Consider the following 26,072-nt stretch of genomic DNA (forward strand, 5'->3'; position numbering starts at 1 on the left):
GCCATGCCATTGCCAGACGAACCGGTCCAACCCGCGCCCGCAGCGGGCTGGCGCTTCAAATGCGGGATAGGTTTGTTCATCATCGCCTTCGCCCTGTGGTTCCTCATCCCGGTGGCGGGCTACCTGGACGTGCCAGGCCCGCGCATCGCCGCGCTGACCGGCACCATCTTCATCGCCAACAAGGTGCTGCTGCTGAGCTGCATCGCCGTCATGGGCAAGGAAGGCTTTCAGCGGCTGAAGTCCATCGTGTTCGGCCATGCCAAGAAGCTGGCACCCGTGCAGAAGGTCGGCCCCGTGCGCCATGCCATCGGCCTGGTCATGTTCTTCCTGCCCATCCTGACCTCGGTGCTGGAACCCTACATCGACGAAATGTGGCCGGGCCTGCGGCCCAATCTATGGCAGGCCCAGCTGGTCGGAGACATCATGCTGATCGCCAGCTTCTTCGTGCTGGGCGGGGATTTCTGGAGCAAGCTGCGCGGCCTGTTCGTGCGGACGGTGTAGCGGGCGGGCCGCCACGGCCGGAGCCGGCGTTTTCATAGGAAAATGCCGGCTTGCGTTCCGACGCGTAACCTCAGCCATCAACCAGGATCCGCCATGCCGCAACTCGACATCTATCAGGTAGACGCTTTCACCGCCGCGCCCTTTGGCGGCAATCCGGCGGCGGTCGTGCCGCTGCAGGCATGGCTGCCGGACGAAACGCTGCAACGCATCGCGGAAGAAAACAACCTGTCCGAAACCGCCTACTTCGTGCGCAAGGGCGATGTCTACGAGCTGCGCTGGTTCACGCCCGCGGTGGAGGTGGACCTGTGCGGCCATGCCACGCTGGCGTCGGCCTGGGTGCTGTTCGAACAGCTGGGCGCAACGGAAGACGTGCTGCGCTTTGCCACGCGCAGCGGCGAACTGCAGGTGCGCCGCGCGAGCGACCGGCTGGCGATGGATTTTCCGGCCAAGCGGCCCGAAGCGCAGGAGATCCCGCCGGGTCTGCTGCAGGCGCTGGGCCTGCCGGGCGCGCAGGCGTTCTACAAGACGGACGACTATCTGGTGGTGATCGACGATGAAACGCGGATCGATGCCTTGAAGCCGGACTTCGCCGCGCTGGCGGCTTTCGAGACGCGCGGCGTGGCGGTGACGGCGCCGTCGGCGCAATTCGATTTCGTGACGCGCTGGTTCGGGCCGCGGGTGGGCGTGAACGAGGATCCGGTGACCGGATCGGCGCACACCTCGCTGGCGCCGTACTGGGCCCAGCGCCTGGGCAAGCGCAGCCTGAGCGCGCAGCAGGGCGGGGCGCGCAAGGGCCAGTTGCAATGCGAGGTGCTGGATAACGGCCGGGTGATCATCAGCGGCCAGGCGGCGTTGTACCTGCGCGGCTCGATCTTCATCTGAAGCCTGGCGGGCCGCGGCGCAGGCGCGGCGGCGTAACAAAAGAGACGTTGACACGGTTTATGCTCAACACTAGCATAAACCGTGCTCTTTTTTTGACCATTAAATGCTCAACATGAGCATAATATTTCGCGAGGAGACGCGTCCATGGACACCCCCAACCGCCGGTACGTCGAATTCGATCTGCCTGCCACGACTAGCTGCCCCAGCGCCGTCGGCCAGGCCTGGGCCCGCGTGCCCGAACCCTTGCCAGCCAATGAACGCGCCGCCTGCGTGGCGCGCATACGCGAACTCCTGGCGCGTGAACGCGCCGTGCTGGTCGCCCACTATTACGTCGATGCGGAGTTGCAGGAGCTGGCCGAACAGACCGGCGGCTGCGTCGGCGACTCGCTGGAAATGGCTCGCTTCGGCCGCGACCACGAGGCCCGCACGCTGGTGGTGGCCGGCGTGCGCTTCATGGGCGAGACCGCCAAGATCCTGAGCCCGGACAAGCGCATCCTGATGCCGGACCTGGACGCCACCTGCTCGTTGGACCTGGGCTGTCCGGCCGCCGATTTCGCCGCCTGGTGCGATGCCCATCCGGACCGGACGGTGGTGGTCTACGCCAATACCAGCGCAGAGGTGAAGGCGCGCGCGGACTGGGTCGTCACCTCGTCGATCGCGCTCGACGTGATCGCCGACCTGCATGCGCGCGGCGAGAAAATCCTTTGGGCGCCGGACCGCCATCTGGGCGACTACGTGCAACGCCAGACCGGCGCCGACATGCTGCTGTGGCAGGGGTCCTGCCTGGTGCATGACGAGTTCAAGGGCACCGAACTGGAGCTGCTGCGCGCCGAGCATCCCCAGGCCAAGGTGCTGGCGCATCCGGAATCTCCCGCGGCGGTGCTGGCGCAGGCGGACGTGGTGGGCTCGACCACCCAGCTGATCGAGGCCGCGCGCAAGTTCGACGCCGGGCTGCTGATCGTCGCGACCGACCAGGGCATCCTGCACAAGATGCGCGCGCAGGCGCCCGGCAAGACCTTCCTGGCCGCGCCCACCGCGGGCAACAGCGCCAGCTGCAAGAGCTGCGCGCATTGCCCCTGGATGGCGATGAACGCCTTGGGCAACCTTGCCGAGACACTGGAGCACGGCCGCAACGAGATCACGCTGGACCCCGCGCTGGGCCTGCGCGCCAAGGCGCCGATCGACCGCATGCTGGACTTCGCGGAACAGCGCAAGCGCCGCGTGCAGGCCAGCGGCGACTTCGCACGCGACACGGCGCTATACGCCAGCGTCGGGCCGGCCTAAGGACTACCGGAGGTCCGCTCATGGAATTCGACGTCATCATCATCGGCAGCGGGCTGGCCGGCATGGCTGCGGCGCTGGAACTGGCCCCGCGCAGGCGGGTCGCCCTCGTGTCGAAGGGCGAGTTGCGCGACAGCGCCAGCAACCGCGCCCAGGGCGGCATCGCCGCGCCGCTGGGCGCGGACGACAGCATCGAGGCGCATGTCAGCGACACCCTGGTCGCGGGCGCAGGCCTGTGCGACTTGCCGGCCACGCGGCACATCATCTCCCGGGCCTGCGGCGCGATCGCCTGGCTGCAGGAGCAGGGCGTCGCGTTCACGCTGGAGCAAGGCGGCTTGCATCTGACGCGCGAAGGCGGGCACGGCCTGCGCCGCATCGCGCACGCGGCGGACGCGACCGGCAGCGCCATCGTCGCGGCGCTGGGGGACAGAGTGCGGCGGCAATCCGGCATCACGCTGCTGCAGGCGCATTGCGCCGTGGACCTGATTCTGGACGGCGCCGCGGGTACGGCCGCGGCGCGCTGCCGCGGCGTGCGCCTGCTGGACCTGCGCAGCGGGCGGATCTTCGACGCAACGGCCGGCCATGTCGTGCTGGCCACGGGCGGCGCGGGACAGGCATACCAGACGACGACCGCGCCGCCGGCCGCGACCGGCGACGGCATCGCCATGGCCTCGCGCGCGGGCTGCCAGATCGCCAACATGGAGTTCACGCAATTCCATCCTACCGGCCTGCACCACGCGCAGGCGGGCGGATTCCTCATCTCCGAGGCCGTGCGCGGCGAGGGCGGTGTGCTACGCCTGCCCAACGGCGCGCGCTTCATGCCGGCGCACGATGCGCGCGCCGAACTGGCGCCGCGCGACATCGTGGCCCGCGCGATCCAGGGCGAAATGGAACGCCATGGGTTGGAATGCGTGCAGCTGGACATCAGCCACCAATCGCCGCAATTCCTGCGGGAACACTTTCCCACCATCCAGGCGCGCTGCCTGGCGCTGGGCATCGACATCACGACGGCTTCCATCCCGGTTGCGCCCGCCGCGCATTACACCTGCGGCGGCATCGCCGCCGACATGGCCGGGCGCAGCAACCTGCCCGGCCTGTACGCGGTGGGCGAGGCCGCCTGCACCGGGCTGCATGGCGCCAACCGCCTGGCCAGCAATTCGTTGCTGGAATGCGTGGTGACGGGGCGGGCTGCGGCGCAAGACATACTCGGGCAGAAGCGGGCCGATGTTTCCCGCAGAACTCCGGCACCCGACGCAATCGCCGTGCCGGCGTCGCCCGATCTGGCGCGGCTGCGGCGCGACCTGCGACAACTGATGAGCCGGGACGTGGGCGTGCTGCGCAGCGATGCATCGCTGGCGCGTGCGGCTGCCTTCATTGGTCCGCTGCGAGCACAGACGGAAGCGCGGCTGTTGCGCGAGGGCTTGAGCCTGGAACTGCTGGAGCTGCGCAACCTGGCTCTGGCGGCTGATCTCATCGTGCGGGCGGCGAGTGCGCGGGGTGAAAGCCGCGGGGCGCATTTCAACCGCGATCGTCCGGGCCAGGACGCCGTGGATTTGCGGCTGCGCGCGCCTGCCGCAACCGCCTAGGCGCGGGCAGGGCAGTGTCCGGCCGGCCAGCGGCTCAGGAAACCCCGGTCAGCAGATGCTGCGCGGCGCCCGTCGCCGCGCGCCTGAAACGCGACGGCGACACGCCCATGTGCTCGCGGAAGAAGCGGGAGAAATTGCCGGGCGTGGAGAAGCCCAGGTCCAGCGCTACGGAGGTCAGGGGCTGCTCCTGGTGTACCAGCAGGCGCACGGCTTCTTCGACGCGCACGGCGCTCCAGAAAACTTGCGGCGTGGTGTTGAGCTGATCGCGGAACAGCGCGAAGAAATGGCCGCGCGACAGGCCCACGCGGCTGGCGACTTCTTCGGCCGTGATGGGTTCATGGGCGTGCTCGCGCATGTAGGCGATCGCCGCGCGCAGCCGGCGGTCCAGCGCCGGCGTCGCGGGCATCTGGTTGCGTGGGCGCTCCGGTTCGATCGACGATTCGATTGCCGCTTGCAGCAAGGCCTCGACTTCGGCATCCAGGTCCGCGCCGGGGTGGTCCTGCGGCGCCACGATCTTGTCCAGCAAGCGCCAACAGCCCTGGCGCACCGCCGCGTCGATGGGCACGCCCGGCGCGGCGAAGTGGAATGGCCGCCCCGTGGCGGCCCGCCGTTCGTCCAGCCAGGGCTTGGCGATGTAGAGCACCAGGAAGATGGCCGGGCCCGACCGTTCGAGCAGCCTGGCGTCGTGCGATTCGTACGTATTGGTGCCTAGCGCCAGGTGTTCGCTGTAGGGGACCGGAGTCTGGCCGACATGCCCCAGCACGCGCGCGCCGCCCAGCCACAGGGCCAGCTGCACTTCCGCATGCGCGTGCGCGATCAGGTCGTCGCGCAGTTCCAGCACAACGGCGCGGCCGAACGCGCCTTCGTGCAAGGCGTAGGTCTCCTGCATGTCTGTCTCCCGTTTTTCTTATCGCCTCGTCGCGCAAGCCAGGGCCTGCGTGCGGGCGGGTGCGGCGCTCAGGGAATTTTATGGGCGTTTACGCGTTTGTCCGCGCTAGGTGTATTCACTAGGCACAAAATCTGACTCTGCGATAAGTCCGCGCACGCAGCGATAAGCGCGCCACCGCCTGCGCCGATACAGTCCTGAAAAATTGCCGGCGCGGTGCCGATGCAAACAGCGACTGTTCAGATAAAGGGAGGCGGCAGCATGAGCACGCAACACGTCAACGGCATGGCCGTGGAAATCGACGGCGAGGGGCCGGCACTGTTGTGCATACACGGCCTGGGCGGTTCCTCGAATACCTGGACGCCCATCATGGGCGCCTTCGACGGTTTCCGCGTGATCCGTCCTGATCTACCGGGCAGCGCTCGTTCGCCGCTGGGCGAAAAGCGCCTGTCCATCGCTACCTACGTGGACGCGTTGGTCGGACTGCTGGACGCATTGGATATCGATGTGGCGCATGTCGCCGCCCATTCGCTCGGAACCGTCGTGGCCCAGCATCTTGCCGTGGCGCATCCGGGCAGGGTCAAGTCGCTGGCCCTGTTCGGCCCGCTGGCCGCTCCGCCCGACGCGGGCCGGCCCGGCATCCGCGCGCGTGCGGAGCTGGCGCGCGGCGGCGACGCGGCCATGCAGGAGATCGCCGACGCCATCGTCAAAGGCGCGACCAGCGCCCAGACCAAGCAGGATCAACCCGCCGTGCTGGCGCTCGTGCGCGAGAGCGTGATGCGCCAACCGCCGCAAGGCTATGCGCAGAGCTGCGAGGCGCTGGCGGATGCGCAGCCGGCCGCCGTCGAGACTATCGGCGCGCCGGCCCTGCTGGTCACCGGCGATCAGGACGGCGTGGCGCCGCCCGGCAATGTCGAGGCCCTGGCCGCGCGCATGCCAGGCAGCCGCCGCATCGTGCTGGACGGATGCGGCCACTGGACCACTTACGAAAAGCCCCAGGCCTGCATCGAGGCCCTGCGGGAGTTCCACGCGGCGCTGCGCTAAGCCACGTTTTCCTGGCGTTTCAACATAAGAAATCGGCCCCCAAACGCGGGCCGGAGGAGACCTGTCATGTCCAGAATTGCCATTACCAACGTCGTCATCTTCGATGGCAGCGGCAAGCAGCCTTTTCAAGGCGAGGTGCTGATCGACGGCGCGCGCATTTCGCAGGTCGCGCGCACGCCCGAGCAGGTGAGCCGGGAGGGCGCGCGCATCATCGATGGGCGCGGCCGCTTCCTGATGCCGGGCATGACGGAAGCGCATACGCATTTTTCCTGGAACGACCAGCCCACGCTGGCCGCGATCCAGTTCATGCCGCCGGAAGAGCACATACTCTGGTGCGTGCGCGTGGCCAAACGCTATCTGGAAATGGGCTGGACCTCGGCCATCGGAGCGGCCGCGGCCAAGCCGCGCCTGGACGTGGTGCTGCGCAATGCCATCAATGCCGGCGAATGCCCGGGGCCGCGCTACCTGGCGGGCAGCCAGGAGATCACCACCATAGGCGCGCTGGGCGACAACTCGCTGCCGCACATGCCGTTCGACGAACTGAGCTTCGGCAGCGTGTGCTGTGGCCCCGAAGAGATCCGGCGCTCGGCGCGCACCTTCATCAAGTACGGCGTCGACCACCTGAAGATCAACCTGTCGGGCGAGTACATCGCCGGCCTGCCGGCCGAGATGTCGCCCTTCGCCGAAGACGAGATCGCCATGCTGGCGAACGAGGCCAAGCGCTATGGCAAGCGGGTCGCGGCGCACGCGCGCTCCAGCGAGTCAGTCAAGCAATGCGTGCGCCATGGCATCGAGATGATCTACCACGCCAGCTTCGCCGACGAAGAGGCGCTCGACATGCTGGAAGCCAACAAGGACCGCCATTTCGTTGCGCCCGGCATAGGCTGGCTGATCCGCACCGCCTTCAACGCTTCCGAATACGGCATCACGCCCGCCATAGCCGAACAGATGGGCTACAAGCGCGAGCTGGAAATCGCCTCGGAGTCGCTGCGCAAGATGCACAAGCGCGGCATCCGCATCCTGCCCGGCGGCGACTACGGTTTTGCCTGGATGCCCCACGGCACCAACGCCCGCGACCTCCAGTACTTCGTGGACTACATCGGCATGACCCCGACCGAAGCGCTCGTGTCCGCCACCCGGTTGGGCGGCGAGATCATGCAACGTCCGCACGAATTGGGCATGCTGCGTCCTGGCTATCTGGCGGACGTGGTCATGGTCGATGGGGATCCGCTGAAGGATCTGTCGTTGCTGGTGGATCCGGAGCGGATCTTGCTGGTGATGAAGGATGGGGAGGTGTGTAAGGACATTTCCCGGCAGGGGTTGGATGCGGAGCCGCTGCGTGCCGAGGCGGGCAGGGAAGCTGCGCTGGTGTTGTGAGTCTGGCGGCGCCTTTCCAGGCGCCGCGTTCACCCGCTCAAGCCTCTCCCACCCCCTCCCTCACGCTAGCTGCCAGCATCTGCGCCGTCGCCGCCGACAAGGTCCAGCCCAGGTGCCCATGCCCCGTGTTGTAAAACACACCGGGCCGCCTGCCCGGGCCGACCCGGGGCATCATGCTCGGAGTCATGGGCCGCAGCCCGCACCACGGCACCACGCGCGAAGTTCGGATGCCGGGGAAGTGCTTGCGGGTCCAGTCCACCAGGGGCTGCACGCGCTCCGCGCGGATGTCCATGTTGAAGCCATTGAACTCCGCCGTGCCGGCCACGCGGAAGCGGTCGCCGAGGCGGCTGGTGACGATCTTGGCGGCTTCGTCCAGCAGGCTGACGCGCGGCGCGGCCGCCTGGCTGGCGGCGTCGTCCAGATGCACGCTGATGGAGTAGCCCTTGACCGGGTAGATGTTGAGCGTGTCGCCCAGCTGCCTGGCGAACTGCCGGCTGACGGCGCCGGCGCAGACGACGATGGCGTCGGCCTCGTGCTGTTCGCGGCGCGTGCCGCCTTCGCGTACGACGTCGAGCACGTAGGGCGCGCCGTCCAGGCTGATGTTGCGGATGTCCGCGTCCTGCGCGAAGCGCACGCCGCGGCGTTCGCAGGCGCGGGCCAGGCCGCTGGTGAACTTGTGGATGTCGCCGGTGGCGTCCGAAGGCGTGTAGAAGCCGCCATGGCAGGCGGTTTGCAGCGTGGGCTCGATGCTGCGCGCTTCCTCGGGCGACACCGCGTAGCGCTCCAGCCCGCCTTCCTGCAGCAGGGCATTGGCGCGGCGCGCGGTCTCGAAGCTGGCGGCGTCGTGGTAGATGTGCAGGATGCCGCGGCGCTCCAGGTCGAAATCTATGCCTTCTTCTTCCGCCATGGCGTACAGATGCTGGCGCGCGGCGATGGCCAGCCGGGTGGTCTCGATCGTGTTGCGGCGGTAGTTGCGGATCTGTCCGATGAACTGCGCCAGCCAGGAGTACTTGTGCCAGCTGAAGCGGGGATTGAGCAGCAGCGGGGCGTTGTGGCGGCCGAGCCAGCGCAGGCCTTTCATGATGGTGGCGGTGCTGTTCCAGACCTCGGCGTTGCTGGCCGACAACTGGCCGCCGTTGGCGTAGGAGGTCTCCATGGCCGGATAGCGCTGGCGGTCATAGACAGTGACGTGATATCCCAGTTTGCTCAAGGCATAGGCGGACGTGACGCCGGTGATACCGGCGCCAATGATGGCGATGCGGGGCATGATGGCTCCAGATTGAGTGGCCGCGGCCACCCGGCCGCAGCACCCCATCTGTCTCTGTACCTGAGAGCTTCACCCGCGGCGCAGACGGCGGCGGGTTCCCCTTCGGTGGGCGCGCTTGGCGCCTCTCTCCAGATTGTCTAGACCGCGCAGTCCTGTTTGCCTGAGAGTTTCCGGGGCGGTTGCTCCGTCGGCGCCTGCCGCGGGGGCAGGTCTCTTCTGCGGGGTTTTGGATCGACGAGGCGAGAATAGCCAAATTCCCCTGGGATGAGACCAAGGGTTAGTACCAATAAGGCGTCGCATCGCGCTACGATGCATGCGCGCCGCCGTCGCGGCGCCACGGATCCGACACGACAGGGAATGACGAGAATGCGCTTGAACAGCATGCTGCGCACGGGATTGTTTGCGCTGATGGCCGCAGGCTGCGCGCTGGCGCAGGCCGGCCAGGCAGAGACGGACCGCAAGGTCGACGAGGCGGTCCAGGCCGTCATGCGCGAACACGGCATTGCGGGCATGTCGATCGCCGTGACCCGCAACGGGGCACAGCATTTCTACAACTATGGCGTGGCGTCCAGGCAGACCGGCAGGCCTGCCGGCAGCGATACGCTGTACGAGATCGGCTCCATCAGCAAGACCTACACGGCAACCCTGGCAGCCTATGCACAGGTGCGCGGCCGCCTGGCCTTGAGCGACAGTCCGGCCAAGTACCTGCCGGAGCTCGCCGGCAGCGACTTCGCCAAGCTGAGCCTGATCAACCTGGGGACGCACACGACCGGCGGCTTCCCCTTGCAGGTGCCCGACGCGATCAAGAACCAGGCGCAGCTGATGGCCTATCTCAAGGCCTGGAAGCCCGAGCATGCCGCTGGCACGTATCGCACCTACGCCAACCCCAGTATCGGCATGCTGGGCATGGTGGCGGCCAAGAGCCTGAACCGGCCGTTCAAGGCGGCCATGGAACGGGACCTGTTTCCGAAGCTGGGCCTGACCAGCACCTACATCGACGTGCCCGCCGCCAGGATGGCGGACTACGCGCAGGGCTACAACAAGCAGGATGCGCCCGTGCGCGTGAATCCGGGCGTGCTGGCCGACGAAGCCTACGGCGTGAAGACCAGCGCACGCGACCTGATCCGTTTCGTCGACGCGAACATGGGCTTGAACCTCGCGGATGCCGAACTGCGCGGCGCAATCGCGCAGACGCACGTCGGCTATTACCAGCTGGGCGACATGACCCAGGATCTGGCCTGGGAGCAATTGCGCTATCCGGCAACGCTGGACGCGCTGTTGACGGCCAATGCCGGCAACTACAACAGCCAGAGCCAGCCCGTGGCGGCGTTGAACCCGCCGCTGCCGCCGCAGGAGACCGTGTGGATCAACAAGACGGGTTCGACCAATGGCTTCGGCGGCTATGTGGCGTTCGTGCCGTCGAAGAAGCTGGGCATCGTGATACTGGCCAACCGGAATTATCCCAACGAGGCCAGGGTCCGGCTGGCGTACCGGATCCTGGGCGAGCTGGAGCAATAGGCCCGCTATCGCGCGGGCGGCTGCCTCGCCGCGTCGTAGCGGGGCAGCAGGTCCATCACTTCGAGGCGCTTGCACAATTGCGCCAGCCGCTCCATCTTGTAGGCATTCACGTCCATGCCGGCGTAGTCATAGAAGCCCTGGCCGTCGCGCAGCCCGTTGCGCCCTTGTTCCATATTGCGGGCGATGACCGCAGGCGAGGCGAAGCGCGGATCGATGGCATCGGCGAGGTAGCGCGAGGCGTAGTAGAGAATGTCGCCGCCGCCCCAGTCGATGAACTCCAGCAGCCCCAGAACCGAAAAACGCAGGCCGAAGCCCAGGCGCACGGCCGTGTCGATGTCTTCGGCGCTGGCCACGCCTTCCTCCACCATGCGGGCCGCTTCGTTCATGGCCAGGGCCTGGATGCGGGGCACGATGTAGCCCGCGGCGGGGGCGCACTGCACGGGCTTCTTGCCCGCCAGGCGCAGCGCTGCCAGCAGCCCTTGCGTCGCGGCCTCGCTGGTCTGCGGGCCGCGGCTCACTTCCACCAGCGGTATCAGGTAGGCGGGGTTGAGCCAGTGCGCGTTCAGGAAGCGCTGCGGGTTTTGCACCAGTTCCGCCAGCTCGGTGACCAGAAAGGTGGACGTGGTGGACGCGATGATGCTGTCCGGCGCGCAGGCCGCTCCCAGCCATACAAAGGCATCGCGCTTGGCGTCCAGGCGTTCAGGCACGGCTTCGAACACCACGCGCGCCTGCCTCAGGTCTGCCTCCGCATCCTCGCGCGTGCATAGGCGCACGCGCGCCAGCGCAACCTCCGCCTGCGCGGCGTCGAGCAAGCCCAGGCTGCACAGGATGCCGAGCTCGCGGCGCAGATCGTCCCGCACGCGGGCGAAGTACCCGGCTTGCTCGGCGGGCGTGCGCGATTTGATGTCTATCAGCGTGACGTCCAGTCCGGCATGGATGTATGACAGCGTGATGCCCACGCCCATGCGGCCGGCGCCGACTACGCACATTTTTTCATTCATGGCTTGCATCTCCGTGTCAGCAGCCTTCGGCCAGAAGCTGGCGCATGTCCGCGTGCGACAGGCGGTCCAGGCCCAGGCGTTCGAATGTGCGTCCTTCCGCGTAGAGGTCGCGGCCGGTGACCGCGCTGGCCAGGCTCAGCAGGCCTTGCGCGACCGGCGTCGGCACGCCCGCCCAGCGGCCGGCGGACACCAGGAATGACAGGCCGAGCCGCGTGTCTTCGAGCATGTAGCGGTGCGTGTGCAGGTCTATGTCCTCGCGCCAGTCGCCGCTGTCGGTGAGCTTGCCATGGGCGCCGCGGCCGTACATCCATTCATCGCCTTCGGCGGCATAGTGGTCGGCCAACGGGAAGTGGGGCGCGGCATAGCCCAGGGCCACACGGATGGCGATGCGCTCCGCGTCCAGCGCGTCGGTCACGCGCCGTATGGAGGCCTGGGTGCCTTCGTTGTGGATGTCCCATTTGTCGAAGTGTTCCAGCGGCCCTGCATTCATCATGATGAGCGGCGGATGGATGATGGGGCCGGCGTTCATCAGTGCGCCCGAAAGTCCGTCCTCTATCGGTTCGATGCTGGGGTAGGCGCGCTGGACCACGGCCAGCGCCTGCTTCGACAGCCGCCGCGGAAAGACGCCGGTGGGCAGACGGGTGGCGTAGCCGCTGATCACGACCTTTTCGCCATGCTTGCGGGCCAGATAGGGCAGGGTGCCGGTTTCGGCGAAGGCCGTGTCCGCGACGTTTCCCGCGTCTTTCATGGCGCGGGCGAAGACGTAGCAGCCGAAGGTGCCAGGCGGCAGGAACACGACCTGGCCGTCGCGCAGCAGCGGCGCCAATTCCCGCGCCAGCGCTTCGTGGGCGGTGGAAGGCAGCGGAATGACCAGCAGCTCCGCATGCTCCACGGCTGTGGCCAGGTCGCGCACCAGCTGCAACTGCCGCGGTCCGTCGCCCAGCGGAACCTGGCGGCTGCCGCGATAGTCGGTGACCGTCAGCGCGCCCGCATCCCGCAAGCCCTGGAAGGCCGACCAGTCCCTGCGCCACCAATGCACGTGATGGCCTTTCTCAAACAGCTCGGCCGCTGCCGCGTAGCAGCCGTGGCCGCCGCCTATGACGCTGATTCTCATGGTCAAGCTCCGTCAGATGGAGCCTTGATCCTAGCGGCGGCGTGCAGGCGGGGCTGCGCCGAACGCGCAAGCGGCGTTCCGATCCGGCAAGCGAATCCGGCGCTGCCGTGCGATGCCTAATGCCTGCTTTGGCGCAGGGTGTCCGACGGCAGGCAGCCGTAGCGCTTGCGGTAGTGGGTGGCGAAATGCCCGAAGCTGGAAATGCCGTGCCGCAGCAGGATGTCGGTGACGCTATCGCCTTCGCCGGCTTGCGCAAGCGCCGCGTGCACCTGGGCCAGCCGCTGGTTGCGCACGTAGTCGCTGGGACTCTGCTTCAGGAACTGCGAAAAGCCGTTTTGCAGCGTGCGCACGGAGACGCCGCAGTAGGCCGCCAGGTCCATCAGCGATAGCGGCTGGTCCAGATGGCTTTCTATGTAATCGCGCGCGCGCCGCACGTGCAGCGGCAACGGCTGGCGGCGGTCTGCCTGCAAAGCCTCGGAGTAGTTGTGCGGCAGCTGGGTCAGCAGCAGCGTCAGCAGGTAGTCTGAAAAGCCGGCGGCCAGCGTTTGCGTGACGCCTTCAATGGCGGGATGGCGGTACAGCCGGCACAGATAGTCCAGCGTTTCGCGCACCGCCACCGGTCCGGGAGCGTCGGCATCCATTTGCAGGTCGAACACCAGCGCCTGCTTGATAGGGCGTTCAAGCAGCCGCTGCAGCTGGCGCTCCAGCGCCTCGCGCTCGATGCGCAGGATCAGGTTGCGGCAGTCGCGGCCGATGCGGATCACGCTGCGCTCGGACGGCGAGGAAATGGTCAGGCTGCCCGCGCTCATCGACGCGCTGCGCTTGCCCAGCGTGATCAGCCCGGAGCCTTGCAGCGTGATTCGGATCAGGTAGTAGCTGGCGATATCGCCGGCGTCGATCTCGACTTCCGCGCCATAGTGCAGATCGAACAAGGCCGCATTGCCGAAGAAGACGCCGTACAGGCGGGATTGCAGGGGTTTTCCCGGGGGGACGCACATGCGGTGCGACCAGAGGTGCTGGCTGACCTGGTCCTTGATCTCGGCGATGTTGCCCGAGTCCAGCAAGCAATGGCGGTCCAGCGGATTGGTGTCGTTGAACATGCTTTCCTGCGCAGCGAGAACAGTCATTGCGTCAGGCGTATAGAGGCTGGCTGCGCAAAGACCTACAAAAGATGGGCCTGCAAGCAAGTGAGACGCGACCCGGTCCTTGGGCATGGGCAGATCTCACCACCATACAAGGGAAACAAACCATGACTGACGGCAGCCCGCGGCACGGATCAAAACCTAGCTACGCCTACGAGTGGTATGTCGTGGTGATATGCATGCTAGCGTACATATTTTCCTTCGTCGACAGGCAGATCCTGGCGCTGATGATCGAGCCCATCAAGCATGACCTGCAGCTGTCCGACACGCAATTCAGCTTGCTGCACGGCCTGGCGTTTTCCTTGTTCTACGCCTTCATGGGCATACCGATCGCCTTGCTGGCGGATCGCTATTCGCGGCCCAAGATCATCGCGATCGGCGTCGCATTCTGGAGCCTGGCCACGGCGGCCTGTGGCCTGTCGCGCAATTTCGCGCAGATGTTTCTTGCGCGGATCGGCGTGGGCGTGGGCGAGGCGGCGCTGTCACCTGCCACGTACTCCATGCTCAGCGACATGTTTCCGCGTGAAAAACTGGGGCGCGCAGTCGGGATATATTCGATCGGCTCGTTCATCGGCGGCGGCATGGCATTCCTGATCGGCGGCTACGTCATCAACCTGCTCAAGAGCGTGGATACCGTTGCCTTGCCCTGGATAGGCGCGATGCGGCCCTGGCAGGTGACCTTCTTCATTGTGGGATTGCCAGGCCTGCTGATCGCGCTGCTGATCCTGCTGACGGTGCGAGATCCGCAGCGGCTGGGCTTGCGGCGCAATGCCTCGGGGCAGGTGCAGAAGCCTGCCATGAAAGATACTTTCCGCTTCCTGGGCCGCCACCGCAGCACCTTTTTCTGCCACTACCTGGGCTTCTCGTTCTATGCGATGGTGCTGTTCGCGCTGCTGGGCTGGACGCCGGCGTTCTACATGCGCAAGTTCGGCATGTCGCCTTCCGAAGCCGGCTACATGCTGGGCGTGGTGGTGCTCGTCGCCAACACCGCCGGGGTGTTCTGCGGCGGCTGGCTGATGGACTGGCTGGCCAGGCGCGGCTACAGCGATGCGCCGCTGCGCGCCGGCGTGATCGGCGCGGCCGGCATGGCCTTGCCGGCGGTGATCTTCACCCAGGTCGATTCCCTGTGGTGGTCGGTGGGCTGGCTGCTGCCGGCCATGTTCTTCGCCTCGTTCCCCATGCCGACCTCGACGGCTGCGATGCAGATCCTGCCCCCCAATCAGCTGCGCGCCCAGGTGTCGGCGCTATTCCTGCTGATCTCGAACCTGATCGGGCTGGGCCTGGGCACCACCGCCGTGGCCATGCTGACTGATCGGTTGTTCAAGAACCCGGCGGCAGTCGGGCAATCCATCTCGGTCCTGATTGGCGTGGCCGCGGTATTGTGCATCGGCCTGCTCGCCGCTGGCTGCAAGCACTACCGGCGCAGCCTGAACCTGGAGGCGCAGGAGGCGCCGCCGCTTGCGCCGGCGCGCGTGTCGCCCTGAACGCGGCTGCCCGGGTCGCGATGCGGCCCTTTTTTGAACTCTGTTACCTCTCCGTTGAACTGCACATTCCTCGTAAAAGAAATGGTGCCGGGGATGCGCTATAACGGACGCTTGACGCATTACTGTTCCTCCAATTCATGCCCCGTTTTTCCCGCAGTTCGTCGCTGGCCCTGTCCGTTGCCCTGGTGGGCGTCCTGGCGGGATGCTCATCCCCCAAGCCAGAGTTCGAAAAAGAAGACTTCACCCAGAACAACACCTACTCGCGCACCGTCGAAGCAAGTAACGTCGCCGCCTGCGACGCGGGCCGCCGCGCCTTGCTGAGCCAGGGCTACAACATCGACAAGTTCGAGGGTTCGCGGGTCACGGGGCACAAGAATTTCCAGGACGAGAACGGCCAGCATACGCAGATCGCCTTCAACATCGAATGCGCCTCCGACGGCAGCGCGAACGAGCGCGCCACGGTGTTCGCCAACGCGGTGCAGGACCGCTATTCGATCAAGCGAACCAACAGCTCGGCCAGTGTGGGGGTGAGCGTGCTGGGGCAGGTGTCCATGCCGTTCGGCTCCAGCGACGATTCGCTGGTGAAGACGGGCAGCCAGACGGTTGCGCGACCCAAGTTCTACGAAGGTTTCTTCCAGTTGCTGCAGCGTTTCCTGCCGGACGCGCAGGCGGCCGCCGCGCCTCATCCGCCCGCGAGCCGTGCCAAGGCGCAGCCCAAGGCCGCGCCGGCCGAGCCCGCGGAATCTCCGGACAAGCCAGCCGATACCCTGAATCCGGCCGCGGCCAACGGCGGTAGCGAATCTCCAAAAGCGCCTGCACCTGGTGGGCCCGCGTCCGCCGCTCCGGCAAGCGCCGCTCCGGCAAGCGCCGCGCCGGCAAGCGCCGCGCCGACATCCGCCGCGCCCGCTTCGACCGCTCCCGCTCCGGCGTCGGCCCCTGCATCCGGCGCGGCCGCCCCGGCCAGCCCCGAGGCGGCCAAGTAAGGCAGCCTTGCGGGGCACCGCTTGCCGTAGCGCAAACGGATGCGCCGCGCCGACTCGCGGCGCGGTCCGCATCCGGCGATAATCGCGGGCATCATGACCTATCAACTCCTGAAAATGCTCCACGTGGCGGCCGTGGTCGCCTGGCTGGGCGGATCGCTGTTCGTGTCCTTGTTCCTGCTGTCCTCGCAGCCGCAGGACAGCGAAGAAGCGCCCAAAGAACGCAAGATGCTGGGCGCCTTGCGCCGTTGGACGCTTTACGTGACCACGCCGGCCATGGTGCTGACCTGGCTGGTCGGCCTGCACCTGGCCATGACTTTCGGCTGGTTCGCGATGACCTGGATCTGGGTCAAGGTTGGCTTCGCGCTGGCGCTGTCGGCGCTGCTCGGCATCCAGAGCGCGGCATTGCGGCGCATGGCCAATGGCAGCGCCAAGCGTCCGCCGCTGGTGGACCTGTACGCGCCTTTCACCGTCATCGCTTCCGCGGCCATCGTGACGCTGGTGGTCGTCAAACCCTTCTGATCTGCGCGGCGGCGCATGTGCCGGGACCATATGCCCAGCCGCCATAACCAAACGCCCCTGTAATAAGGACTCAACGAACTATTCGTTCGCGGGGTCCGTCCCCCTCCCTAGAATCGTTTCTCTCATAACCGCATAACCTGAGAGGCGATTCCAACATGACTTCCCGTTTCTTCAAGCGCCTGCTGGGCGCGGTGCTGGCTTCGGCGGCAATGTTCCATGGCCCGGCTTTCTCGGCCGATCCCAAACCCCTGAAGGTGGGCGTGCGCGGTGGCGTCGACGAGCAGATCTGGGAGGTGGTGGCCCAGGTCGCCAAGAAGAACGGCCTGGCCGTGGAGCCCGTGGTGATCACAGGCACCGCCAGTCCGAACGAGGCGCTCAACAACGGCGACCTGAACGCCAACGCCTTCCAGCACATCCCCTTCCTGAACGACCAGATCAAGCAGCGCGGCTACAAGCTCGTATCCGTGGCCAACACGCTGATCTCGCCCATCGCGTTCTACTCCAGGAAGTACAAGTCGCTCAATGAGCTGCCGGAAGGCGCCCGCGTCGGCATTCCCAACGACCCCAGCAACCAGACGCGCGCGCTGGTCATCCTGCGCGACCAGGGCCTGATCACGTTGAAGGACGGTTTCGATCCGGCCACCGGCACGGCGACCTTGGCGGACGTGACCTCCAACCCCAAGAAGCTCAATTTCGTGGAAAGCGCCTCCGTGGTGCTGGCGCGCTCGCTGCCGGACGTGGACACCGCGGCCATCGTCAACAGCTTCGCCTATCAGGCCGGGCTGATCGCCACGCGCGACGGCATCGCGGTGGAGAAGAAGGAAAACAACCCCTACGTGAACATCATCGCGGTTCGCGAACAGGACAAGAACGCGCCCTGGGTGCCTGAACTGGTCAAGGCCTATCACTCCGAGGAAGTGCGCCAGTTCATCCTGAGCAAGTACGAAGGCTCGGTGATTCCGGTTTTCTGAGATCGGAATCGGGCAATGATGCAACACGAATTCTCCATGGCCGAGCTGGCCGACGCCGCACCGCGACCGCAGGCCGTTGATGCGCACGTCGTGTTCGAAGGGCTGCAGAAGCGCTACGAGGGCGCGCAGGGGCCGGTGGCCGCGCTGTCCGATGTGTCGTTTTCCATCGCCCGCGGCGAGGTCTTCGGCATCATCGGACGCAGCGGCGCAGGCAAGTCCACGCTGCTGCGTTCCATCAACATGCTGGAGCGGCCCAGCGCCGGCCGGGTGCGGGTGGACGGCGTGGATGTGGGCGGCCTGGACGAGAACGCGCTGGTGGGGCTGCGCCGTCGCATCGGCATGATCTTCCAGCACTTCAACCTGCTGTCGGCCAAGACCGTGGCCGAGAACGTGGCCTTGCCTTTGCGCGTGGCGGGCGTCAGGCCCGCCGCGGCGCGGGCTCGGGTGGAGGAACTGCTGGAACTGGTGGGGCTGCGCGACAAGGCCGATGTCTATCCGGCCAAGCTGTCCGGCGGCCAGAAGCAGCGGGTGGGCATCGCCCGCGCGCTGGTGCATGAACCGGAGATCCTGCTGTGCGACGAAGCCACGTCGGCGCTGGACCCGGAAACCACGCAGTCGATCCTGGCCTTGTTGCTGGACATCAACCGCAAGCTGGGCCTGACGGTGGTGCTGATCACGCACGACATGGCGGTGATCCGCGAGGTCTGCCACAGGGTGCTGGTGCTGGATGGCGGCCGCAAGGTCGAGGAAGGCGAGGTCTGGCGCGTGTTCGGCAATCCCCAGGCCGATGCCACGCGGGCCTTGCTGCGGCCCTTGCAGCACGACTTGCCCGCCGATCTTACCGGCAGGCTGGTGCCCGACCTGCAGGGCCGCGCGGGCATAGCGGTGCTGCGGCTGCGCTTTACGGGGCAGGGGCGTCCGGATGGCGTGTCCCTGCAGGCGTTGGCCGCGCTCGGCGCCGGTGCGACGCTGCTGCATGGCGGACTGGACCGCTTGCGCGGCCATGCGCAGGGCAGCCTGCTGGTGTCCGTGCCTGCGGACGCATTACAGGAAGAGGCCGCGCGCGCCGCGCTGGTGGCCGATCAGATCAAGGTGCTGGGTTATGTCGCTGCCGATGCTTGATAAATACCTGCAGGCATTCCTGCAGACCCTGGCGATGGTGAGCGTCTCTGCCGTCATCGCCATCGTTTTGGGCCTGACGCTGGCTGTGGTGCTGACCGTCACCGCGCCGGGCAATCTCTATCCCAGGCCGCGCTTCAACAAGGTCCTGTCGGTGACGGTCAATACCTTCCGCGCCATCCCCTTCATCATCCTGCTGGTGGCGATGCTGCCGTTCACGCGCTTCCTGGTGGGTACCACGCTGGGCACGTGGGCCGCCATCGTGCCGCTGTCGGCCAATCTGGTGCCGTTCTTCGCGCGCATCGCCCAGGTCAGCCTGAACGACGTGGACCACGGGTTGGTGGAGGCCGCCAGGGCCATGGGGTGCCGTCGCTGGCACATCGTGCGCCACGTGCTATTGCCGGAAGCCTTGCCGGGCATCATCGGCGGCATGACCGTCAGCGTCATCGCAATGATCAACGCCTCGGCCATGGCAGGCGCCGTAGGCGCCGGCGGCCTGGGCGATCTGGCGATCCGCTATGGCTACGAACGCTACGAGACGCGCGTGATGTTCGAGGTGATCGTGATCCTGATCGCGCTGGTCTCCATCGTGCAATTCACCGGTGAATGGCTGTCGCGCCGCGCCGACCACAAACGCTGATTCCGCGCCGGGGCTGTGCGCCCCGGCCTTACCCGAACATACAGGAACGCTGAAATGTCCGAGTCCCCGCAACACGGTTTTGCCACGCGCGCGATCCACCTGGGCTATGACCCGCTGGACGAGCAGGGCGCCTTGTCTCCGCCCCTCTACCTGACTTCCACATACACCCAGGACAGCATCGAATCCTTCGACCAGATCCGCCTGGGCGAAAAGCAGGGTTACGTCTACGGCCGCACCCGCAATCCGACGCAGGCGCTGCTGGAAGAGCGCCTGGCTTCGCTGGAAGGCGCCGAAGCCGGCGTGGTGACCGCGTCCGGCATGGCGGCGATTTCGGCGACCCTGTTCTCGCTATTGCAAAGCGGCGATGAAATCGTCGTGGACCAGATTGTGTACGGCACCGCCTTCACCCTGTTCACGCAGGGACTGGCGCGCTTTGGCGTGCGCGCGGTATTCGCCGACTTCACCCGCCCCGAGACCGTAGCCGCGGCCATCGGTCCCAAGACACGCGCGGTCTATTTCGAGACGCCGGCCAATCCCAACCTGCGCCTGGTGGATATCGCGGCGGTGTCCGCCATCGCCCGCGGCAAGGGGCTGCTGACCATCGTCGACAACACCTTCGCGACGCCGGTGCTGCAGCGTCCGCTGGAGCATGGCGCCGACATTGTGCTGCATTCGGCCACCAAGTACCTGGGCGGCCACGGCGACCTGCTGGCCGGCGCCGTGCTGGGGCGCAAGGAACACATCGACGCCATCCGGCTGCAAGGGCTGCGCTACTTCACGGGCGCCACCTTGTCGCCGTTCACCGCCTTCCTGGTGCTGCGCGGCATCAAGACGCTGGAGCTGCGCGTGGCGCGCCACAGCGAATCCGCCTTGAAGGTGGCTAGGCTGTTGCGCGAGCATTCCGCGGTGGCCGACGTGTTCTATCCCGGCCTGGCGGATACGGCGGGCGCGGAGATCGCGCGTCGCCAGCAATCGGCCGGCGGCGGCCTGGTCGCGTTCGAACTCAAGGGCGGACTGGCGGCGGGGCGCGCGCTGCTCAACAACCTGAAGCTCGCGCGCATCGCGGTCAGCCTGGGCGATCCCGAAACCCTGATCCAGCATCCCGCGTCCATGACGCATGCCAGCTACTCGGCCGAGGATCGCGAACGCTACGGGCTGTCGGAGGGCTTGCTGCGGCTGTCGGTGGGCCTGGAGACGCCCGAGGACATCCTGGCCGATCTCAAGCAGGGCCTGGACCGGGTGTAGCGGCTGCGCGCCGCCACGCCACCCATTCCCCACTGTCCTCGAAGTTGCGTGGCCCGCGCGCGGCGGCGGCCAGCCCCGCGCGCAGCGCGCCCATGTCCAGCCCGGGCATGTTCCGTTGCAGGGCGGGAGGCAGCCGTTCGGCGTCCAGCGTGGCCTCGTCGAACTCCATGGCCATCAGCCCGCCGCCGTCGCTGGGCACGCGCAGGAACCACAGGCCTTCCATGTAGTCGCCCGACCAGGGGTCGGGAAAGACGGCCTGCGTATAGCGGAAGCCGAATTCATGGATCTCGCTCCAGGGCCAGAATTCCCGCTGGCCCAGCGCGCGCGCCAGTTCGCTGCTGCGCGTGAAGCCGGCTTCATCGAAGCTCAGGGTTTCGCGCAGGGGATCTTCGGGCGGCGTCGGGCCGGCTAATAGCCGTTTGATGAATGACCACATGGCGCAGGGGCGGGTGACGGGAGACCAGTGTAGCGGCCGTGCGCTCTGCAAAAATGTTACAACGTTTGATCGAAGTCAAATCCGCAGGGCAGGGCTCGGAGTAGCGTTTGCGCTTTTCCCGACAGCGGCCCCAGGCGCAAGCCTGACAGGCGCGGACAGGACGATCAGCGTAGCGAGGACAGGATCGATGACAGACAAGACAACGCCAGCCACCGAACAAGCCGTAGCCGAGACGCCGCGCAAGCGCGCGGCCAAGCGGACCGCAGGCGCTGACACCAGGGCGGTCACCAAGCCGGCCGTCAAGACGGTAGTCAAGACCGTCGTCACGCCAGTGACCACCAGCCGCAAGCCGCGCGCGGCCAAGACGCCCGCGGCGGGCGACGCCGTGTCGGCCGCGGCCGCCGCCGAGCCGGCTCTCGATGTGCGCAAGCGCGTCGTCGCGCGCCAGGACGCCGCGCGTCAGGAGACGGTGGCCGTGCTGGCCGATATCGCCCGTCGCTACAACGTCAGCGCACCGGCCCAGGCGCGCGAGGCGCTGCGCTCGGTCATCGAGGAACTGTCGCCGGACGACGCGCAGGCCGTGCATCGCGCGCTGCTGGAAGCCAATTCGGCAGCGCCGCGCACGCGCCGCAATCCTGACGATGAACTGGCCGCGGACTGGCGCGAAGGCATCTATCCCTATCGCCACCGCATGCTGCGCCGTAACTACGAAAAGCAGAAGTACAACCTGCAGGTCGAACTGCTGAAGCTGCAGGCCTGGGTCAAGGCCACCGGCCAGCGCGTCGTGATCCTGTTCGAAGGCCGCGACGCCGCCGGCAAGGGCGGCACCATCAAGCGCATGATGGAACACCTGAACCCGCGCGGCGCGCGCGTGGTCGCATTGGAGAAGCCCTCCGATACGGAAAAGGGCCAGTGGTACTTCCAGCGCTACGTGCAGCATCTGCCCACCGCGGGCGAGATCGTCATGTTCGACCGCTCCTGGTACAACCGCGCCGGCGTGGAGCGCGTAATGGGCTTCTGCACCCAGAACGAATACCTGGACTTTCTGCGCCAGGTGCCGGATTTCGAGCGCCATCTGGTCAGCAGCGGCATTCACCTGATCAAGTTCTGGTTCTCGGTCAGCCAGGAAGAGCAGCGCCGCCGTTTCCTGCAGCGCAAGGTGCATCCGCTCAAGCAGTGGAAGCTCAGCCCGGTGGACCTGGCCTCGCTGGACAAATGGGACGACTACACCCGGGCCAAGGAGGCGATGTTCGCGCACACCGACACGGCCGATGCGCCCTGGGTGGTGGTCAAGTCCGACTGCAAGAAGCGCGCGCGTATCAACGCGATGCGCTACGTGCTCAGCCGCCTGCCGTACGAAGGCAAGAGCAGCGATCCCATGATGGCGCTGGATTCGCTGATCGTGGGCCGCGCGCTGTAGCTGCTCAGGCGCCCAGCGCCTGCAGGTTAAGCGTGTAGCTGCGTCCGATCCACACCGCGCAGTCGCGGTGGTCGCGCAGGGAGTCGCCTGTGTTGGGATGCATGAAGACATCCAGCGCCCCGTGGTGCAGCGTCAGCCAGGTGGCGATCTCCGCGAAGCGCTCGGGCGTGAAGGCAATCTGGTAGCTCCACTGGGGATGCGGGCCGACGGGGCGCTCATGGAAGCGCCCCAGTTCCATCTGGCCGGCAAAGCGCGCGGCGATCCGTTCGCGCAGGGCGTGGGCGGCGTCGCGGCTGGCGGCGTCGAAATAGACATGGGCGTGCCAACTGGCGACGGCGCTGGTTTGGGGTTCGGTCATTGCTGGTGCTCCGTCGGTGTCAGCCGCCCGCGCGCTTGGCGCGGATGCCTTGTTTTTGCAGGGATTCCATGACGCGCTCGCAGTGGTCGCCCTGGATTTCGATCACGCCGTCCTTTACCGTTCCGCCGGAGCCGCAGGCGTTGCGCAGCTGTTTGCCCAGCGCATTCAGCGCCGCGCCGTCCAGCGCCAGGCCCTTGATCACGGTGACGCTCTTGCCGCCGCGCCCCTTGGTTTCGCGCGACACGCGGGCCACGCCATCGCCGGCGGGAATCGTCTGTGCCTGTTTGCACAGGCACTGCGCCAGCGGCTTGCGGCATTCGGGGCACATGCGGCCGCCGTCTGTGGAATAGACCAGGCCGCCTGTAGAACTGCTTTTCATGATGGACACGCGCAAAAGTCCCTATCTTAATCGCCGGCAGGCCAGCCAGTCCCGGCCTTACAGCAGACCGGCTTCGCGCGCCAGGGCCACGGCGCGGGTGCGGCTGTCGGCGCACAGTTTTACGTTCAGGTTGCGCAGATGGGTGCGCACGGTGCTTTCGGATACGAACAGGCGCTGGGCGATGGCGTTGTTGGAATGGCCGTCCGCGACCAGGCGCAGCACGTTCAGTTCCTTGGCCGTCAAGGCGTCGGCCGGCGCGCGCTCGGCGGCTGGCGCGGCCGGGCTGGCGTCCACGGGCATCCCGGCATGGCGTTGGAAACGGTTGAACCAGGCCTGGGCTGACGCGCAGCCATTCAACCATGCGCAGCCGACTGGCGAGGAGAAAAAGCGCGGCAATAGCGAGAGGAAGGCGCTGCCTTCGTCAGCCAGCACGCGGCATAGTCCCTCGCGCTGCGCCGTGTCCAGCAAGGTTGTCAGCTGCTGGTGGGCTTGCGCTTCATCGCCCGCGCGCGCCAGGGCGACGGCGCGGAATATCCCCAACTTGTAGGCGCGCCGGACGCGGCGGGCCGATACGGCGCGCGCAATGTCCGCATCCAGCTGGCGCAACGCATCCCCGGGCCTGCCCGTGTAGGACTGCACGCGCAGCATCCCCAGCCGCGGGTACAGCAAGTCGTTGGAAGGCAGGCGCAGCGTTTCGATGCGAGCCCACAGATCGTCGTCTTCCGCGCGCCTGAGCTCGTCGTGCGCGGCCTGCGGGTGTCCTTGCAGCAGCAGCACGCGCGCGCGCTCCACGCGAGCGCTGCCTGCAATCCGGGGCAGGCGGCGTTGATGGCCGAGGTACTCCAGTTCGCCCAGCAGATAAAAGGTCTGCACGATGTCGCCCGACAGAAAGGCGATGCGCGCCAGCATCACATAACCGAGTATCAGATGGTCCGGGTGTCCCGTGTCCCGCCCCAGCGGCACGTAGACGCGCAACAGCCGGGCAGCCTGCTCCAGATCGCCGGCTTCGTATACCCCGGCCGCGTACAGCACGCCGGCCCAGGCGTTGCCGTTGGCCTGGCCGTACGCGCCTTTGCGGGTGGAGTGGACCGCCATGCGGAAATGCGCGCCAGCCTGACGCATGCGGCCCTCCTGCAGGTCGATGATGCCCTCCACCGCTTCGGAATACATCTGATTGAAGGCGCTGGCGGCCAGGCTCTGCGCGCGGCGGGCGGCATCCAGCAGTTGTTGCGCTTCCTGGTAGCGGCCAAGCACGGCTGCGACGTTGGCCATGGCATTGGCCAAGGCAGTCGCGGCGAAGGTGGATGCGTTCGCCGCGGCGGCGATGCCGGGCATGCCGAGCGCGTAGGCCTCTTCGTGGCGATCGGTCATGGAGAGCAGCAAGGGCCGCAGGGCCTGCACGTGCGCGCGGACGTCGGGATCGGGGCTGCAAGCCAGCCTAAGCTCGTCCATCTGCAGCGATGCCTCGCTGGCGCCCCGCGTAAAACAGGTTGCCCACACCTGCACCGCCTGCAGCGCCGGGCGGCGGGCCAGGACGGCCGCGGGCAATTGCGTGAACCAGCGGGAGAGCAGCCGCATGCGCCCCTCGGCCAGCAGCGCTTCCGCGTGTGTCGCCAGCAAGGCGAGGGCCTGATCGAAGTCGCCGCCTTCGATGGCATGATCGATGGCAGGAACAGGACGGCCCTGCTCGGCGTACCAGCGGGAGGCCGCCAGATGCAGCGCGGGAATGTCCGCTGGATCCTGCTGCCGCAGTCTGGATTGCAGATAGCTCGCGAACAGGCCGTGGTAACGGTATTGAGCCGCATCCGCGGAGGAGCGCGACAGCAGGATCTGCCCGTCTTCGAGTTCGCGCAGGATGCTGCCGCAGTCCAGGTCCGGCAGCAAAGCCTGGCATAGCGCAGCGTTCAGTTGCTTCAGGATGCTGGTGCGCAACAGAAAGCGCCGCAACTCGGGCGTCTGTCCGGCGACCACATCCTGGGCCAGATAGTCGGAGACGGACTGGTCGCTGCCCGAAAAGCGTTCGATGAACGCCGAGGCGGAGTCCTGTCGCGCCAGCGAGGCGCAGGCCAGCCAGAGCGCGGCGATCCAGCCTTCGGTCTTGTGATGAAGCTGGCCGATTTCGGCGCGCGTGATCGCAGGGTTGCGCCGGGCGAAGAACAGGGTGGTCTCGTCCAGCGAAAAGCAAAGCTGGGCGGCGTCGATTTCCAGCAGCCGGCCGTCGGCCCGCAAGCGTCCCAGTTCCAGGCCGGTGGCGTGACGCGACCCGATCAGCAGCCGGCCCTGTGGCGGCAGGCGGTTGATCAGGTTCTGCACGAAGTCCAGCACGCCTGGCGCGACGATGGACTCGAACTCGTCCAGCACCAGCGCAAAGGGGGCGGTTTGCGTAGCGATGGCTTCGATGAGGGCGAGCGCCAGCGCGTCGTCGGCCTCCATGTTCGCCAGCGCCCCGGGCGGTGCGGCCAAGGGTTCCAGCGCGGCGGTCAGGCATCGCAGAAAGCGCGGCAGATCGTTATCGCCGCGGTCCAGCGTCAGCCACGCACCGCGCACGGATTGCGCGCTCAAGCGGGCCAGGCACTGGGCTAGCAGCGTGGTCTTGCCATAGCCGGCGGGGCCGCGCGCGAGGACGATCTTGGGACTGCCGGGCGCACAGACCAGCGCGCACAGCGATTCACGCGGGATGTGGTCGGCGTGGGCAGCGGGGATGCCGAGCTTGCCGCTGGCCAGCGCATGTCCGGGCGAAAACAGAGGGCGCATGATCTGCCTGTTGGGTGAGGAACGACTGCGCGCCGGCTCGGGGGAAACCCGCAAGCAACACGAAAATCGTCGCTTTGGACGAAGCTGAAAAATGCGTGCCTACGATACAAAAGGACTCGGGCCGGGGCAATAGGCCAGTTGCTGCGCAAATGGCGTTTACTCATA

General features: G+C 67.0%; 24 protein-coding genes and 2 riboswitches. Of the genes, 15 read left to right on the forward strand and 9 right to left on the reverse strand.

Annotation, left to right across the window (positions count from 1 at the left end; translation table 11 throughout):
- The first annotated feature begins 3 nt into the window (after positions 1 to 3).
- The 4 genes from HV766_RS21625 (at position 4) to nadB (ending at position 4,250) form a co-directional block, all read left to right on the forward strand.
- Complete coding sequence (locus tag HV766_RS21625) at positions 4 to 501, forward strand: transporter suffix domain-containing protein (protein WP_119449960.1); 498 nt, start codon at positions 4 to 6, stop codon at positions 499 to 501.
- A gap of 93 nt (positions 502 to 594) precedes the next feature.
- On the forward strand, positions 595 to 1,383 hold the full coding sequence (locus HV766_RS21630; RefSeq protein WP_119449959.1) for a PhzF family phenazine biosynthesis protein: 789 nt from the start codon (positions 595 to 597) through the stop codon (positions 1,381 to 1,383).
- A gap of 144 nt (positions 1,384 to 1,527) precedes the next feature.
- Entirely contained in the window at positions 1,528 to 2,667 is a 1,140-nt protein-coding gene (nadA, locus tag HV766_RS21635; RefSeq protein ID WP_125470548.1) for a quinolinate synthase NadA, read from the forward strand.
- A gap of 20 nt (positions 2,668 to 2,687) precedes the next feature.
- Positions 2,688 to 4,250: an L-aspartate oxidase gene (nadB, locus tag HV766_RS21640; RefSeq protein ID WP_175181814.1), complete on the forward strand. Its 1,563-nt coding sequence runs from the start codon at positions 2,688 to 2,690 to the stop codon at positions 4,248 to 4,250.
- A 34-nt stretch (positions 4,251 to 4,284) separates the two neighbouring features.
- Here the strand turns inward: nadB and HV766_RS21645 are convergent, their stop codons facing one another.
- A complete protein-coding gene (locus HV766_RS21645) occupies positions 4,285 to 5,139 on the reverse strand; it encodes a helix-turn-helix domain-containing protein (protein ID WP_054452761.1) in 855 nt (284 codons plus the stop codon).
- Between the two features lie 258 nt (positions 5,140 to 5,397).
- Here HV766_RS21645 and HV766_RS21650 point away from each other — a divergent pair, with 258 nt between their 5' ends.
- Together HV766_RS21650 and HV766_RS21655 are read left to right on the forward strand one after the other, a co-directional pair.
- Positions 5,398 to 6,180: an alpha/beta fold hydrolase gene (locus HV766_RS21650; protein ID WP_175181815.1), complete on the forward strand. Its 783-nt coding sequence runs from the start codon at positions 5,398 to 5,400 to the stop codon at positions 6,178 to 6,180.
- Positions 6,181 to 6,246: 66 nt separating this feature from the next.
- Positions 6,247 to 7,557: a metal-dependent hydrolase family protein gene (locus HV766_RS21655; protein ID WP_175181816.1), complete on the forward strand. Its 1,311-nt coding sequence runs from the start codon at positions 6,247 to 6,249 to the stop codon at positions 7,555 to 7,557.
- Between the two features lie 37 nt (positions 7,558 to 7,594).
- On the opposite strand, the gene HV766_RS21660 is transcribed toward HV766_RS21655, so the two are convergent.
- Positions 7,595 to 8,824: a D-amino acid dehydrogenase gene (locus HV766_RS21660; RefSeq protein WP_119449954.1), complete on the reverse strand. Its 1,230-nt coding sequence runs from the start codon at positions 8,822 to 8,824 to the stop codon at positions 7,595 to 7,597.
- A 44-nt stretch (positions 8,825 to 8,868) separates the two neighbouring features.
- Positions 8,869 to 8,960: riboswitch (glycine riboswitch) on the reverse strand.
- Between the two features lies 1 nt (position 8,961).
- Positions 8,962 to 9,053, reverse strand: a riboswitch (glycine riboswitch).
- 128 nt (positions 9,054 to 9,181) lie between these two features.
- Between HV766_RS21660 and ampC the strand changes: the two genes are divergently transcribed.
- Positions 9,182 to 10,342, forward strand: a complete 1,161-nt coding sequence (gene ampC, locus HV766_RS21665; RefSeq protein WP_415823323.1) for a class C beta-lactamase — start codon at positions 9,182 to 9,184, stop codon at positions 10,340 to 10,342.
- Positions 10,343 to 10,347: 5 nt separating this feature from the next.
- Here the strand turns inward: ampC and HV766_RS21670 are convergent, their stop codons facing one another.
- The 3 genes from HV766_RS21670 to HV766_RS21680 form a co-directional block, all read right to left on the reverse strand.
- Positions 10,348 to 11,343: a 3-hydroxybutyryl-CoA dehydrogenase gene (locus HV766_RS21670; RefSeq protein WP_370540133.1), complete on the reverse strand. Its 996-nt coding sequence runs from the start codon at positions 11,341 to 11,343 to the stop codon at positions 10,348 to 10,350.
- Positions 11,344 to 11,359: 16 nt separating this feature from the next.
- Entirely contained in the window at positions 11,360 to 12,457 is a 1,098-nt protein-coding gene (locus HV766_RS21675; protein WP_175181819.1) for an NAD/NADP-dependent octopine/nopaline dehydrogenase family protein, read from the reverse strand.
- Between the two features lie 116 nt (positions 12,458 to 12,573).
- Positions 12,574 to 13,584 (reverse strand): AraC family transcriptional regulator, encoded by a 1,011-nt coding sequence (locus HV766_RS21680; RefSeq protein ID WP_254593344.1) that lies wholly within the window; start codon positions 13,582 to 13,584, stop codon positions 12,574 to 12,576.
- Positions 13,585 to 13,706: 122 nt separating this feature from the next.
- Between HV766_RS21680 and HV766_RS21685 the strand changes: the two genes are divergently transcribed.
- The 7 genes from HV766_RS21685 to HV766_RS21715 all read left to right on the forward strand — a co-directional run bounded on the left by HV766_RS21685 (position 13,707) and on the right by HV766_RS21715 (position 20,560).
- Complete coding sequence (locus HV766_RS21685) at positions 13,707 to 15,083, forward strand: spinster family MFS transporter (RefSeq protein ID WP_175181820.1); 1,377 nt, start codon at positions 13,707 to 13,709, stop codon at positions 15,081 to 15,083.
- A gap of 137 nt (positions 15,084 to 15,220) precedes the next feature.
- Positions 15,221 to 16,066 (forward strand): DUF2242 domain-containing protein, encoded by an 846-nt coding sequence (locus tag HV766_RS21690; protein ID WP_175181821.1) that lies wholly within the window; start codon positions 15,221 to 15,223, stop codon positions 16,064 to 16,066.
- A 93-nt stretch (positions 16,067 to 16,159) separates the two neighbouring features.
- Positions 16,160 to 16,585, forward strand: a complete 426-nt coding sequence (locus tag HV766_RS21695; protein ID WP_054453660.1) for a CopD family protein — start codon at positions 16,160 to 16,162, stop codon at positions 16,583 to 16,585.
- Between the two features lie 155 nt (positions 16,586 to 16,740).
- Positions 16,741 to 17,556 carry a MetQ/NlpA family ABC transporter substrate-binding protein gene (locus HV766_RS21700; RefSeq protein WP_054452716.1) on the forward strand — a complete coding sequence of 272 codons (816 nt, stop codon included), beginning with the start codon at positions 16,741 to 16,743 and terminating at the stop codon, positions 17,554 to 17,556.
- A 15-nt stretch (positions 17,557 to 17,571) separates the two neighbouring features.
- Positions 17,572 to 18,678, forward strand: coding sequence for a methionine ABC transporter ATP-binding protein (locus HV766_RS21705; protein ID WP_175181822.1), 1,107 nt, complete (start codon positions 17,572 to 17,574; stop codon positions 18,676 to 18,678).
- Entirely contained in the window at positions 18,659 to 19,315 is a 657-nt protein-coding gene (locus HV766_RS21710) for a methionine ABC transporter permease (protein ID WP_054452712.1), read from the forward strand. The genes HV766_RS21705 and HV766_RS21710 overlap by 20 nt, the downstream gene beginning before the upstream one ends.
- A 54-nt stretch (positions 19,316 to 19,369) precedes the next feature.
- Positions 19,370 to 20,560, forward strand: coding sequence for a trans-sulfuration enzyme family protein (locus tag HV766_RS21715; protein ID WP_175181823.1), 1,191 nt, complete (start codon positions 19,370 to 19,372; stop codon positions 20,558 to 20,560).
- Here HV766_RS21715 and HV766_RS21720 read toward each other — a convergent pair.
- Positions 20,535 to 20,996, reverse strand: a complete 462-nt coding sequence (locus HV766_RS21720) for a hypothetical protein (RefSeq protein ID WP_054452708.1) — start codon at positions 20,994 to 20,996, stop codon at positions 20,535 to 20,537. The two genes, HV766_RS21715 and HV766_RS21720, sit on opposite strands and share 26 nt — an antisense overlap.
- A 187-nt stretch (positions 20,997 to 21,183) precedes the next feature.
- On the opposite strand from HV766_RS21720, the gene ppk2 reads away from it, so the two are divergent.
- On the forward strand, positions 21,184 to 22,416 hold the full coding sequence (ppk2, locus tag HV766_RS21725; RefSeq protein ID WP_054452704.1) for a polyphosphate kinase 2: 1,233 nt from the start codon (positions 21,184 to 21,186) through the stop codon (positions 22,414 to 22,416).
- A gap of 4 nt (positions 22,417 to 22,420) precedes the next feature.
- On the opposite strand, the gene HV766_RS21730 is transcribed toward ppk2, so the two are convergent.
- Genes HV766_RS21730 through HV766_RS21740 form a run of 3 tightly spaced genes read right to left on the reverse strand, consistent with a single transcriptional unit; the run spans position 22,421 to position 25,907 of the window.
- Positions 22,421 to 22,774 (reverse strand): DOPA 4,5-dioxygenase family protein, encoded by a 354-nt coding sequence (locus tag HV766_RS21730; protein WP_119449945.1) that lies wholly within the window; start codon positions 22,772 to 22,774, stop codon positions 22,421 to 22,423.
- A gap of 19 nt (positions 22,775 to 22,793) precedes the next feature.
- Positions 22,794 to 23,153: a translation initiation factor Sui1 gene (locus tag HV766_RS21735; protein WP_054453658.1), complete on the reverse strand. Its 360-nt coding sequence runs from the start codon at positions 23,151 to 23,153 to the stop codon at positions 22,794 to 22,796.
- Between the two features lie 57 nt (positions 23,154 to 23,210).
- The gene (locus HV766_RS21740; protein ID WP_254593345.1) at positions 23,211 to 25,907 is read right to left on the reverse strand and encodes a winged helix-turn-helix domain-containing protein; all 2,697 of its coding nucleotides are present in this window, start codon (positions 25,905 to 25,907) and stop codon (positions 23,211 to 23,213) included.
- Positions 25,908 to 26,072: the final 165 nt, after the last annotated feature.

The organism is Achromobacter aegrifaciens, from assembly GCF_902859735.1.
Classification (GTDB): domain Bacteria; phylum Pseudomonadota; class Gammaproteobacteria; order Burkholderiales; family Burkholderiaceae_B; genus Achromobacter; species Achromobacter aegrifaciens.